A 12,190-nucleotide genomic window follows, 5' to 3' on the forward strand; every position below is an offset into this window, starting at 1 on the left:
GCCAGGAGGCAAGGCTCACTTGGCTGGCTGCAGCACCTCTGCGCAGGGGCGCGGCACTAGGATGGTTTTTCCCTGGTGAACCTCCTGCACTTGACAGACCGGTCCGGGGGCCGTGGCGGTATTCCATGCCCAGCCCAGCAGCACGGCGACCACGATCGCCGTGATAGGTTCGAGACGAACGATCATGATGCCTCCAGTTTCGATGCCCAGACATACTGGGGCGTACCCACGATGACAGTCACCGGCGCCAGCGCGGCGGCCAGTTCGGCGTCAGTGGTGCGAACGTTGGCGTGATAGCCAGGGACTGGCTCGCGCACCTCCAGCTCGATGCCATCGACCAGTTGCACCTCGCCGGTGGGGCGGGTAACCATACCAGGCGGCAGCAGCTGCAGCGATGCGGTGGGGTGATAGAGGGTGCCGCTTTCGCTGTCCTTGATAAATCCAGCAGAGATAAGCGCTTTGGTCATGGCGGCCTTATCGGCCGCCTTGAGGTTTAGGTCGATAAAGTCGGTCATGCTACCGCCTTGATTTGATCGTCAGTAAGAGTGCGGCGCCAAATCTTCACATCACGAATATGACCAAACAGAGTGTCGGCCGATGAGAGCGTGGTGGTTGAGCCAAGGATAAGATCGCCAGACACATCTGCATCAGTCAGCGCAGATATGGCTGATGCTGGCCCGAATTTCTTCGCGCTAAACAACTTGGCTGTCGCCCCATTAAAGACCATGCCGCTTACTGCGCGACCTATCGGGTTTAATGAAAGCCCAGTAACAGGTGATACTGCGTTGAATTTTCCATAAATCCCTGTATCGGTAAAAAATGCATAACATCCTGGACCACACGTAAACAGGCGAGCATAGCGGCTGGTTGAGTTAACCCCTCTGAAGTTGACTTCCATTGCCACCGTGAAGGGCGATGCCGCAATATTTCCGGCCGTTTGGATCCATGCCTTGTCAGGCGCTCGGGTTGCCGAGACTCCGGTGGTTGGGATGTATGAGCTGGCGAACGGCAACGCTTCCAGTTGGAAGAAACAAATGTGGATAGGGATCGTGTCAATTGTTGTGGCTGCGAAACCAAACCCAGTATTACCAGCTGGGTTGGTCATTACCGTGTACATCCGCCACCAACCAGCTCCAAGATAAATGCCGGAAGCCTTTACACTCAGGGCGCCACTATGACCAGTGTAAATTGTCGGCATTTCGTTAGAGCCGTCAGCTCTTCGAGCAAAACAAGACAACGTTAATTGGCCTGTTTGCTGGGCGAATGAGGCGCGTACATAAGAAAAGCCTGTTGGATTTGGCGTCAATTTGTATGCATTTCCAGCCACACCTGTCGGCAATGTTACTGATTCCAGCTGGGCGTTAATGACGGACACACCTGGCTCGTTCTGGTTCCACCATAAATTTGTGCTCTGCCCCTCAATCAGCAGCCCCTCTCTCTCAAAGCGCGGCTCATTAGCGGCTGCGGTTTTAAGTAAGCCATCCTTGCCGATATAGGTTGCAGTTGAGTTTCGGGAAAAGTTGACCATCCGCGCCACCACATCCGACCCAACCAGCACATCCCGCCCATATCCTGTGATCATGCGCAGGCTGTCAGAGAGCGGTGCCCACACATCAGGCAGGGGCAGAGCAGCGGCGGCAACAATCCCCGCTGCCCGGTCTGCCTCTGTGCCAGAGCGATCCGCTTCTGTCTTGGCGCGGTCAGCCTCCACCTTGGCGCGGGCCGCCTGGCCTTCACCCTCGCTGGTCACCCGCTTCCAAGGGATCAGCTTGTGAGTCGTGCCGTCCGGGGCGGTTACCGTGATCTCTGCCGCATCGCTGGTAAACAACTGCTGAACCATGTCCGACTGACTCTGGTAGTAGGACAGGGAGGCGTTCAGCTTGCGGGCAAACTCCGGGATGGAGTCAGAGAAGGTGGTGATGATCTCGTAAGCCTTGCCGGTGCCGGTGGTGCCACGGAAAGCCTGCACGAGATGCAGCTCGGTATTTGACACCACGTAATCGACTTCATAGAGGTCAACCGTAGTGCCGGTGGTCATACAAAAAAGGTGGCCCTTGGCCACCCCGTTCTTGGCATCTGCAAAGGTGGTTCCGGTACCGGTCACCTTCTTGCTGCCGTTGTTGACGGCTACAGTGCCGTCACGCTTCCACACTCCAGCCATCTATGCGCCCCTTACTGCCCTGTCACCCGGTTAAAGCCAGCCTGCTGACGGGCTTCCATGTTGGCGTCAGCCTGGGTTTTCTCCCCAAGCTGCTGCAGGAATGCGTTGTAGTGACCTGCCGCGCGGTTGCTGTTGGCGGCATACTCGGCATCCTTGGAGAAGCAGCGGTAGAGCATGAAGTCGATGATGGGGTTGATGTAGATATCATCCAGATCCGCCATGGCTGGGGTGCTGGCGTTCTCTACATCAGCCAACTGCTTGGACTGCGGGGCGACCGAGTAGATCACATCCACCTTGACCGCGGCGGCCGGGCCTGGGTGCAGATAGAAGGTCTTGGGGTCGCGCTCTTCGTAGCAGTAGTTATCAACGGATGTCGCCGTCTTGCCGGAGTGCCAGTCGGGATAGCTGTCATCCAGCGCCTTGCGCGGCACAAAGCGGATCACCTTGCCGTTGGCGTTGCGCAGCACCTCAATCAGCCGCAGGGCGTCGGCAGGCAGCGCCTGCTTGGTGCCTGCTACGCAGATAAACTCAACGTTCTTGGTGTGAGCGTCAGGGCGAACCAGCACGATCGCCTTGGTGGCGTCGTTGTAGTAGTCCAGCAGCTCCTGCTTGGGCCAGCGGGTAAAGGTCGGATCGACCAGCAGGGTGTTAACCCGCTTGATGATGGTTGAAATAGGCACGGTAGCCATGGCGACTCCTTAGAAAAAGCTGTGTTTGCGGGGCGGGTTGTAGTATTCGACTTGGGTCGGGGCGCTGTGCTGTTTGCGGAACCGGCCAGCACGACGCCACCCCTCGACAAACTCGGCGCGATGGAAGTTGGCCCGCTTGGGGTCAGACCATGGGCGATCCGGTTGGGCATAGAGCAGCGCAGCCACACCATGGGCGATAGCCTCGGCATGGTCTGTGTAGAGCTGTGCAGGTAGCTCGGTTGCGCCTTTTACCGGGGCAGCCACGTACCAGATCCGCACATTGCTCAGATCGGTCAGGATGCTCAGCTCATTGGCCGACATGGCGAAGTAGTCGCGCCCTGAGTCCAGCGGCACGCCATCAGCACCGGTGAGGTGCAACACATTGCAGGAGGTAACCCCGTCCACATTGCACACCACCTCAAGGCTGCCAGCAGCCGCACTTGGCAGCAGGCGATCGAGGGTGATCAGCTCGGATTCGCGGCAGAAGGTGATTGCCGCCTCGGTCACGGCCTCTTCCAGCAGCATCTCGAGCGGACCTGTGATGTGCAGCCTGACGGTAGGCAGGAACTGCTCGCGGGGTACCATCTGCATGCTTAGCCCTCCGCCTTGGCGGCCTTGGCTTTCATGGCGTCACGCACGCGAACGCGGAAGTCGTCCACCTTCTCCTGCGGCCCCTTCTGCTCGATACCCAGATCTTCACCTTCGATCAGGGTCGCCAACTGGGCAGAGGTGAGCTTGGCCAGATCGATATCACCGACCACCATGCTCTGCTCTTCGGCCAGGCGGGCAGCTTCGGCAGCAAGGCGCTCCTGCTCTTCCGCTTCCATTCGTGCGATGGTCTCCTGCCGCTCCAGCGTGCCGGCCAGCGCTTCTTTGCTGACCCAGACGGTGGGGAACTCCAGCAGCTGCATGGCGATGTGGCTCTCCACATCAACTGGCGTGTGGCGCGGAAACACCAGGCGGGATCCGGTCACGGTGTCTTTCTTGCTCGGCTTGTCGCCGATATAAACCACGGCAATTTTGTCGCTCACGGCAATATCTCCAATCCAGAAATGAAAAAGCCCGGCACTGGGCCGGGCATGGCGTGACGGGCAGCCTTACAGGTTGCCGATCACCTCATAGTGCAGCTTGAGCTTGACCGTGCCCGTTGCCGCAGCGCCGCCGACGGTGAGGGTGATCTCCTGGTCGGGCAGCGTCATCAGATCGTCCACCGGGAAATACTTGGATACCGCCGTAGCCGTGCCTTCGGCGTTGATGATGACTGTCGAGCCGACGGTGACTGTCAGCGTGGTGCTGGCACCCAGCCCGGCGCTGATGAGGGTGGCGCCGACCACTTTCAGGTTGGGCTCCACCTTGTCACCAAAGGCAATAACGTCGCCGGAGGGCACTGCCGCCAGCTTGGCCACCAGGGTCGGGGAGATAGAGAGGTTGCCGAACGAACCAATAAACCAGCGGTACGCTCGGGCGAGCAGGGTAGTTTTGGCCATGATATGGCTCCTTGTCTGGTCAGATTTAAACAGGAGGGGGTATCACCCCCCTCGCTCGGGTGGGTGGCTTAGCGGCCGACGGCGCTGACTGCGGTATCCAGCACCATGCAGCCATGGTCCTGAACGTTGCCGTTGCGCTGCTTGAAGCGGATCTTCTGCAGGCCGGATACCCAGCTGATGGAGATCTCGGTGCTGTTGCCATGGTCGGTTTTCTCTTCGTGCATGCCGAAGGAGCCGCCCTGCTCGCCAGAGCCGAAGGCGTTGGCCAGCGCCTGACCGCCCAGCAGCACGGCGCGGTCAATGGTGGTACCAGCAACCTTGTCCACTTCCACACCGGTCGCGGAGTTGGCTGCGCACACCTTGACGGCGCTGCCCTGGTTGAAGCGGATCGGCATGCCCTTGTAGGGCTTGACCAGGATGCCGCGCCACATCGCACCTTCACCGCGGAAGATGGGGTGGTTCCAGCCCTTACTGCGCTCAATTGAGGCCGACAGCATCGCCTGCCAGTCCTTGCCGGAGGTTGAGGTGTAGAAGTCGTGCCACTGGCGCGGGGTGACATAGAGCACGTAGAGCGGCTCGCCACCGGACGGGTCGGAGACCATGCGGATCGGCTGGATGGGGTTGGCCATCTCAGACAGGAACAGCGACATGTTGTCCACGCAGCCCAGATTGAAGCGGTCAGCCGCGTCGATGCCTTCGAAGCTGGTCGCATCACCACCGAAGAAGTGGCGCTCGTAGGTTGGCGCAGTCAGCGGGTTGATCATGATGTCGGCAAATTCCGGGTCATCCGCCAGCGGCAGAATGATATCGGTCGCGGAGTAGTCGCCTCGGGCACCTGCCAGCTGGGCAAAGCCGCGCTGATCAACCAGGCGACCGTAGTAGCCATCACCCAGCAGCACGCGGGCGGTCTTGATCAGGTCGTGCTTGGTGCGGGACTGGCTCATTTTGCCGCCAGCATCAACGCCGTGACGGGCCTGATTGACCTTGAGACCGAAGTCAGCGAAGGACAGGGACTCGAGGCGCCCATCCAGCTTCTTGTCGCCCATGGTCGGGCGGCCAGAGAGCTGATGGAACAGCTGCATATCAACGGTGTCGCCAGCAACCTTGGCCAGATCGGTGATACGAACCACCGGCGCACCTGCACTGGTCTGTTTGCCGCCGTTGACCTTGGCGCCCTTGGGGGCCTCTTCGGTCAGCATGTTCACCAGCGAGTGGGAACGGTTGGCCGCGGTAAACAGGGCGGCCTGCAAAATCTTGTTGGCTTGCGCCGAGGTGACTTGGGTCATGATCCTCTCCTACATGAAAACAAAAACCCCGACACAGTGGCCGGGGTTGGTTGATGTAAACGGGGTTGTTGGTTAGAACCCGGATTGCTCCAGCAGCGCCTCGATCTGGGCGTCGCTCATAGCGCCAAGCTCACCAACCAGTTCGGTTTGAGACATGGCGCCATAGCGCTCGACACCCGTTGCTGGTGCGTGATGGGTTTGGCCGAGTTCTGATGGGCTGAACGGGATGTGATCAGCGGGTTTCTCTGCCGCCTTGCCGGGGGCCTTGGCTGGAGGCGCTTCAACCTCGTCACCAAAGGCCAGCTTGGTGCGGCGAGCCACTTCTGCGAATCGCTCCGCCAGCGGCTTGTTGCTCCACGCGGGATCGGCCTGCAACTTGTCATCGATAGTGAGGGCCATATCGAAGCGGTCTTGGTCGCCGTCACGCCATGCGGCCAGGTCAGGTACCGCCTGCAGTGCGGCCTGTACCGGGTTGGCGACTGGCTGAACCTGTTGCGGCGCGGCTTGCGGCTCCAGCTTTTGGAGCTTGCGGGCAATGGCAGCAATGGGCTTGCCGAGATCCGGGTAGTCCTGTGCCAGTTGCTCCAGCTCTTCCTGGCTGATGTCGTCCGGGTCAACCGATGGGTCGATCCCGTTCTTCTCCAGCAGCGCCTGCAACTTATCCCGCTCAGCCTTGGCCTGCTGCGACTGAGCCAGCTGCTCACGCAACTGCTTGGCTTCATTGCGCGCCTGTTCCAGCACTTCATACGGGATGGTGTGTTGACCGTTCTTGGCCATAACGACCTTTTCAGGTGCGCTGGCCTGTTCCTCAACCTGATTGGCTGCGGCTTGTTCGTTACCGGCTGCCACCTCGCCCGCCGACGGCGCGGGTTCTACGTCCGTTTGTTTGGTGTCAGTGCCATTGTCCAGCTCGACATCGGGCGCTTGCTCAATCTCGGCCAGCATGGCTTCCAGTTCGTCCAGGCTTTCAGTTCCGGTCAGGTTATCGATGCTTGTATTCATGGTCGTCCTCGTGGGTTTTCAGTGGGTGGTATCGCTGCCCAAGCGGGGGAAGGCTCTCGGTGAAAGCACTCCCCGGCTGGGGCTGGGCATAAAAAAGCCCGCACAAGGCGGGCAAAGGCTGCTGCTGTCGTCTATCACTAGGGATTCGTTGGGCCACCGACTCGCGTCCAGCTCATTTCTTCAAGGTGGCACTTGAGCCGCCAGCCTTCCAGCTTCCACAGATCTTGGCGGGCCTTGGCTTCGGCATCCTTGATGGCGTACTTGGCGCCAAGCTCTGCATTGAAGTTGGCCGGGTCGGCGCAGGCGGTCATGCCGATGGCCAGGGTGAAGCCGTTGGCAGCAATGGCGGTGGCCAGCGTGGTTGTGGTGCCGGGAACAACCTGCACCTCATAGCGAACACCGCGCATCATTGCCTCGATCTGGTCAGGTGTAACGCGCGGCGCGGTCAGCCCGAGAGCCTCAATATCTCGCTCCATTTCGGCATCAATCTGCTGGCGGTCAGTCATGGCCTGCTCCAAATAAAAAAACCGGCGCTATGGCCGGGTCTGGAAATGAAAAGGCCCAATCTCGAAAGACTGGGCCATGATGGAGAAATCCTAACGCTGGGCGATTAGGAAAGCAACTATCAGAGCGCGATCGCGTCTATCTGCTGCTGAATGGCGTCCAACAGCTGGGCCTGTAGGGCTGCCTGCTCGGTCTGCATCGCCTGCTGCTGGGCTGCCAGCTGCTCCATCTCCTGCAACGTCTTGCCGGTCTGAGCCTGCTTGAGGGCGTCCTCGAAGCGGATGGAGTCGGTCAGCTTGGTGATGCGCTGGGCCTCTGCCTGCCACTTGGCGGCCTTGCCTTCCAGTTCTGCCAGCTTGGCCTGCATCTCCTGCATGGCCATCTGCTGCTGCATCTGGGCAAGCTGGGCCTGTTGCTCTGCGGCGGCGCGCTCCTCATCGCTCATCTCCTCCGGATCCTTCTGGATGTTGAGGGCATTGCGGATCCGCTCCACAAACTCCGCCTTGCGCGGCACATCCATCAGCTCAACCAGCAAATCGAAGCAGGCAGCGGCGGCCTCTGGCGGCAGCTGGGACATGGCTTGCGTCATCCGCTCAGCCAGTTGCTGCTTGTAAGCTGCGGTCTGCTGGATGGGTGCCAGAGCAATATGGGCTCGCAGCCGGGTCACATCGTTGGTCAGCTTGCCCCCTTCCTGCTCCACGTTAATCACCACAGCCTTGCGGCGGCGCGGGTCGTCGCGATTGACGGTCACCTTGTAGTTGCGCTTGCTGGCCATATCCTCCAGCAGATAGGCCAGTGCCAGCTGCCCTACCTGCTGGCAGCCCATCCGGTAATTGTCGTTGATCTCCGACAGGGTGGTCGCGCCCTGCTCCACCAGGTTGCTGATGGCAACACCAGATTGGCCGGTCGAGCCCTGCCCCAGGAATGCTGCGTAGACGCCCATGGTATCCTGAATGAGCTTCACCGAGTCCTGCATCACCTGGAACTGCTGGGCTGCCACGTTGAAATCCTGCTCCACCTTGAAGGCGTCGCTCACGCTGGTTTTGTTGGCGCGGTCAGGGTTGAGCTCGATATAGCCATCCGGGCGCTCCACCTGCTCCAGCACCTGATCCCGGCTCATGTTGGTGGCGTCCTTATCCATGATGACGCGCTTGGCCTGCAGCAAGAAGGTGAGTTTGATGCGGCGCAGGTTCACCTCATCCTGTGCCGGCATGGCGCGGGCAATCAGGCCATACGGCTCGCCGGTGCGGTCCTTGCGGTACCCCCAGAACGGCACCAGCGGATACATGTTGTGCGGGGCGGTGCAGGGGCGATCGACCAGATGATGGGGGCCGACGAACCAGGATTCGCGGATCACGGCTACCGGGCAGCGTTCCAGCCTGGCGCGACCGCTGGCAATGGCGGCGCGGTGCAGCTGGTTGCTCTTGTCAAACTCCAGCGCCCGGCCAGAGTCGAGCATCAACACCTGACGCATGGTGTAGGTGCGGTAGTAGACCACCTGCAACAGGACGCGATCCCGCTCCCGGCTGCACCATTCCACTTCCTTTCCGCTGAACTGGCTCCATTCGTCATAGGCGCTGACAAGGTTGGGATCCAGCCCCTCTATGGCGGTCAGGCTGACCATACCGGCCCAATCGTTGATGTCCCACTCCAGCGCCTGAGCCTTGCTCGGGAACATGGTCTTGGCCTCATCCAGATCAACCCAACGGCGGCGCATCAGCCAACGGCAGTCGCTCAAATCTGGCTCACGGCTGTGCCAATCCCAATACACCTCGTCACGGTGGACGCTGCTGAACTTGTAGCGCGGGCCGAACGGGTCACCACGGCGGCTTACCTCCACCCAGCCCAATCCTGTCTTGATCTGGCCGCCATATGCCTCGCCCCGGGCGCGATCCAGCCCGCCCAAGCGGCACATGTCGGAATATTCGGCGTTGACGGCCTCGGCCAGTTGCTCGAGCTCGTCGTCGTGGTCATCAGCGACAACCATCAGATCGGTGCGGCTCTTGGCCTCCATCCCCAACACGCCGTCAATAGTCGGGGCGATCAGGTTATGGATGGTGATGGGCTGGCCCCGCTCCTTGAGCACCTTGACCACCTCGGGCGGCAGCTGGTCGCCGTCGTAGTAGGCACAGGAGCGATTGGCAAGGCTTCGCCAGTCTGGCTGGCCATTGATATCGCTCATCAGCGCGAGCAGCTTCTGCGTATCGAGGCCGCCCTTATCGGGGGCTTTGGGTTGTGAGTTGATCATCAGTTGGCCATCCAATGCTTGGGTTTACGGGTGGATTCGGGTTTGACGATGCGGGCAGGCATGCGGGCGCGCATCTCTTGGGCAATCATGTAGCTCATCAGTTGGTCGTCGTAGCAGCCTTCCTGGGCGTTCATGCTGCCGGATTTGTCGTAGACGTAGGTGGTTGCTTCGGAAATGGTGCCTATCCAGCGGATCCCGGCCTGACCTGCACGCAGCAGGGCCTTGAGACCATCCACCACGATCGGCTTGGATTGGCGTGTGGTCAGCCAGCCGAGGCGCTGGGTCTCATCATCCCGATCCCGGTCGATATACTCCTGGGTGTAGATGCGGCGGGTAGGGTAGAGCTCGCGCAGCTTGAGCAGGACGGCGTGGCCGTGGTTGTTACGCTCCGGGCCGATATAGGCGGGGCCATGCTCTGCGGTGCCGTAGAACTTGCCGACATGGGCCAGCAGCTGGGCAAATAGACCGGGATCCAGATGGCCGAACCAGTGGGCCACCTGGCGCCCGTCACTCTTGGCGATCACATCAAAGCTGGAGCGGTCGCCGTGCTCGAGACCTTCCGCCACATCGGCGCCAATGGCGTAATCATCATCGGGATCGGGCAACTCCCACACCAACAGCATGTTTTCAAGGGAGCGCTGGCCCTGCTCGTCCAGTTTGTCCGGCTTGCGGGCCTTCTCGCGCTTGCCGGTAACGGGATCCATGTCATAGACGATGAGAGGCGGCATGCAGTCGCCCTCTGCCTCCATGGTGGCGATGGGGTCGAATACCCTACGGCCAGAGGTCAGGAACGCTTCCAGCGGCGTGCTGGGGTACTCCTGCTTCATCTCCTCGCGCTGGGTCCCCTCTTTCAGCACATACCACTGACGCTGCTCGTCGCTGATGGTGCAACCCATGGCCTTCTCAACCGCGGCGAAGTATTCAGCCTGGGCCTTGCTCATCACTACACCAGACGCCGGAACATCGGCGCGATACTTGGGATCTTGCCACCAGGCGAAGAAGTGGAACTTCCAATCCAGCTGGGTCAACTCACCAGTTGAGCGAGACAGCTCCAGCGACTTCATGCTCATGGAGTGGAAGTCGCCACCAACGCCCTCAGCGGTGCTTTCTATGAACGCCACAGAACCCTCATGAATGGCGTTGAGGGTGCCTGTTCGCACCTCCTTGGCCTTCTCAGGGTACTTGGCGCAGATCTTGCCGTGCTCTGACACATGCAGACGCTGGACGGTACCGGAGCGGAAAGAGGTGGCGACGCGAATGCTGGATCCGTGCTTGAATAGGATGTAACCACCGTTATTCCCGCCGCGCCGGGTCACCACCTTGAACTGAGCCTTGATCCAGCCGGGCAGGTTATCGAACGGCACTTCAATCTTGGTGCGGTAGATTTCCCCCGCCGCAGCCAGGTCCTGAGCAATGATCCCGCACTTGAGGTTGTCGTTGAACAGCGCCTCATCCAGCAGATAGATATCAATTGCCGTGGAGAACCCGAGCTGACGCGCCTTGAGGATGATGTTCAGCCACCACATGGTCTTGAACAGCAGCTCCTGCGCCGGACGCAGCCGAAAGCGCACCAGCTGGCCCTGCTCGTTCTCGATCATGTAGAGGTTGTTCATCCGCCACCACTTATCGCTGAGCTTTTCGCGGATACCAGCAATCTGCTCCTGCTCAGTCATGGCGGAGATGTCGAGTTCGGTCATTGTCACGACATCAACCCCCCGGTGCCCATCTTGCGGAGCTCCGATAGCATCTCACTCACTGGGGTGGTATCGCTGCCGCCATCCTTCTCCAGTCGATCGGCTTCGGCCGTCAGCTTGCGGGTGGCGGCCTTGATGCGCTTGGTGTCTGCCTCAATCTTGGGGCCGGTCACCTCATCGATACGAATGGCGCTCAGGGTGCGCTCGATGGACTCAATCCGCTGAATGTTGCGGTCAAGGGCCTGCTCGGCTTTCAGGATCTTGTCATAGAGCGCTATCCGGTCGGTCATCTCGGTGGCATCTAGCAGATCCTGATGCAGGTTCTTCAAGGTCTTGGTGACAGAGATAACGCGAGCCCGGGTGAATATCAGCTCGTCCCTCAGCCTCAGCTCCTCGGCCTGGTCGAACAGCTCAGGCGAATCGAGGAACTGGGCGTAACCGCCGTGGGTCAGCGCAGGGCGATCGCCAGGCTTCCACTTTGCGACAGGGCTCGGGTTGCCGGGGTTGCCGACGGACTCACGATTGCCCACGCCAAAGCGGCCATCTGGCTGGCGCCCCGATTTTCTTTTCGGGTTTTGGCCTGAGTCGTCAGGGGTTTGTGTGGATGAGGATGACCTTTCCCCTCTTCCCTCTCCCCTCTTGGCCTTGCCTTCATTCCCCTTGGGTTGCGCACTTTGCGCAGATTGCGCAGTTTTGCGCACTTCGGATTGCGCAGATTGCGCAGCTACGCGAGATTTTTCAGGTTGTGCAGGGGATTGCCCCCGAGATTTCACATAGCGACGCGCCGAGTTGTAGTTCAGGCCGCGGCTGTCACACCAGTCTTTCGCACTGATGCCTGTCGCTTCATGCTCCTGCAGGAACTCTGCATTGAGCTGTGCCCAGTCGGTCTTTGCCATTTAGAGAGATAACTCGCCTTCGACGATGGCATCACCAGGTACAGGCTCATGGGTAGCCGGTACTACGACAGAGACGCCAGTATTCAGGGTGACCAGGGCCTGACTCCCGTCATACTCCCTCACCTGAGTAACAACCCCGGTCACGGTAATGCCATTAACCACCGCATCGCTCCAGTGCATCGAGATAGTCCAGTAGGTCGGCTGTGGATTCCCCAGACTGTGA

14 protein-coding genes are annotated in these 12,190 nt (G+C 60.1%); all 14 read right to left on the minus strand.

All coding sequences use genetic code 11. The features are described from left to right. Window positions 1–15: 15 nt before the first annotated feature. Window positions 16–186 (minus strand): hypothetical protein, encoded by a 171-nt coding sequence (locus AACR77_RS07020; RefSeq protein WP_154109893.1) that lies wholly within the window; start codon window positions 184–186, stop codon window positions 16–18. Next, entirely contained in the window at window positions 183–515 is a 333-nt protein-coding gene (locus AACR77_RS07025; RefSeq protein WP_042878078.1) for a hypothetical protein, read from the minus strand. The genes AACR77_RS07020 and AACR77_RS07025 overlap by 4 nt, the downstream gene beginning before the upstream one ends. Continuing rightward, entirely contained in the window at window positions 512–2,161 is a 1,650-nt protein-coding gene (locus AACR77_RS07030; protein ID WP_042878080.1) for a phage head spike fiber domain-containing protein, read from the minus strand. Before AACR77_RS07030 ends, AACR77_RS07025 begins: the two co-directional genes overlap by 4 nt. Before the next feature lie 11 nt (window positions 2,162–2,172). Then, window positions 2,173–2,850, minus strand: coding sequence for a phage adaptor protein (locus AACR77_RS07035; RefSeq protein WP_042878082.1), 678 nt, complete (start codon window positions 2,848–2,850; stop codon window positions 2,173–2,175). 9 nt (window positions 2,851–2,859) lie between these two features. Next, window positions 2,860–3,441 carry a hypothetical protein gene (locus AACR77_RS07040; RefSeq protein WP_042878084.1) on the minus strand — a complete coding sequence of 194 codons (582 nt, stop codon included), beginning with the start codon at window positions 3,439–3,441 and terminating at the stop codon, window positions 2,860–2,862. 2 nt (window positions 3,442–3,443) lie between these two features. Beyond that, on the minus strand, window positions 3,444–3,881 hold the full coding sequence (locus tag AACR77_RS07045) for a hypothetical protein (protein ID WP_042878086.1): 438 nt from the start codon (window positions 3,879–3,881) through the stop codon (window positions 3,444–3,446). Between the two features lie 66 nt (window positions 3,882–3,947). After that, on the minus strand, window positions 3,948–4,337 hold the full coding sequence (locus AACR77_RS07050) for a hypothetical protein (RefSeq protein WP_042878087.1): 390 nt from the start codon (window positions 4,335–4,337) through the stop codon (window positions 3,948–3,950). A 68-nt stretch (window positions 4,338–4,405) separates the two neighbouring features. Next, on the minus strand, window positions 4,406–5,623 hold the full coding sequence (locus AACR77_RS07055) for a phage capsid family protein (RefSeq protein WP_042878089.1): 1,218 nt from the start codon (window positions 5,621–5,623) through the stop codon (window positions 4,406–4,408). Between the two features lie 72 nt (window positions 5,624–5,695). Further along, window positions 5,696–6,625, minus strand: a complete 930-nt coding sequence (locus tag AACR77_RS07060; RefSeq protein ID WP_042878091.1) for a hypothetical protein — start codon at window positions 6,623–6,625, stop codon at window positions 5,696–5,698. Window positions 6,626–6,762: 137 nt separating this feature from the next. Continuing rightward, window positions 6,763–7,131, minus strand: a complete 369-nt coding sequence (locus AACR77_RS07065) for a Gp49 family protein (RefSeq protein WP_052224730.1) — start codon at window positions 7,129–7,131, stop codon at window positions 6,763–6,765. Window positions 7,132–7,250: 119 nt separating this feature from the next. After that, a complete protein-coding gene (locus AACR77_RS07070; protein WP_042878093.1) occupies window positions 7,251–9,377 on the minus strand; it encodes a portal protein in 2,127 nt (708 codons plus the stop codon). Next, the gene (locus tag AACR77_RS07075) at window positions 9,377–11,074 is read right to left on the minus strand and encodes a terminase (protein ID WP_042878094.1); all 1,698 of its coding nucleotides are present in this window, start codon (window positions 11,072–11,074) and stop codon (window positions 9,377–9,379) included. Before AACR77_RS07075 ends, AACR77_RS07070 begins: the two co-directional genes overlap by 1 nt. 2 nt (window positions 11,075–11,076) lie before the next feature. Beyond that, window positions 11,077–11,967, minus strand: a complete 891-nt coding sequence (locus tag AACR77_RS07080) for a hypothetical protein (protein WP_042878096.1) — start codon at window positions 11,965–11,967, stop codon at window positions 11,077–11,079. Next, window positions 11,968–12,190 (minus strand): hypothetical protein (locus AACR77_RS07085; protein ID WP_231563074.1); only part of this gene is annotated, 223 nt, incomplete at its 5' end.

The sequence above is a fragment of the Aeromonas sp. ZOR0002 genome (assembly GCF_963866995.1).
GTDB lineage: Bacteria > Pseudomonadota > Gammaproteobacteria > Enterobacterales > Aeromonadaceae > Aeromonas > Aeromonas caviae.

Excerpts from the sequence above, each read along its gene's own strand:
- AACR77_RS07020 (WP_154109893.1), bottom strand. The coding sequence starts at position 186 with ATGATCGTTCGTCTCGAACCTATCACGGCGATCGTGGTCGCCGTGCTG.
- AACR77_RS07025 (WP_042878078.1), bottom strand. The coding sequence starts at position 515 with ATGACCGACTTTATCGACCTAAACCTCAAGGCGGCCGATAAGGCCGCC.
- AACR77_RS07030 (WP_042878080.1), bottom strand. The coding sequence starts at position 2,161 with ATGGCTGGAGTGTGGAAGCGTGACGGCACTGTAGCCGTCAACAACGGC.
- AACR77_RS07035 (WP_042878082.1), bottom strand. The coding sequence starts at position 2,850 with ATGGCTACCGTGCCTATTTCAACCATCATCAAGCGGGTTAACACCCTG.
- AACR77_RS07040 (WP_042878084.1), bottom strand. The coding sequence starts at position 3,441 with ATGCAGATGGTACCCCGCGAGCAGTTCCTGCCTACCGTCAGGCTGCAC.
- AACR77_RS07050 (WP_042878087.1), bottom strand. The coding sequence starts at position 4,337 with ATGGCCAAAACTACCCTGCTCGCCCGAGCGTACCGCTGGTTTATTGGT.
- AACR77_RS07055 (WP_042878089.1), bottom strand. The coding sequence starts at position 5,623 with ATGACCCAAGTCACCTCGGCGCAAGCCAACAAGATTTTGCAGGCCGCC.
- AACR77_RS07060 (WP_042878091.1), bottom strand. The coding sequence starts at position 6,625 with ATGAATACAAGCATCGATAACCTGACCGGAACTGAAAGCCTGGACGAA.
- AACR77_RS07065 (WP_052224730.1), bottom strand. The coding sequence starts at position 7,131 with ATGACTGACCGCCAGCAGATTGATGCCGAAATGGAGCGAGATATTGAG.
- AACR77_RS07070 (WP_042878093.1), bottom strand. The coding sequence starts at position 9,377 with ATGATCAACTCACAACCCAAAGCCCCCGATAAGGGCGGCCTCGATACG.
- AACR77_RS07075 (WP_042878094.1), bottom strand. The coding sequence starts at position 11,074 with ATGACCGAACTCGACATCTCCGCCATGACTGAGCAGGAGCAGATTGCT.
- AACR77_RS07080 (WP_042878096.1), bottom strand. The coding sequence starts at position 11,967 with ATGGCAAAGACCGACTGGGCACAGCTCAATGCAGAGTTCCTGCAGGAG.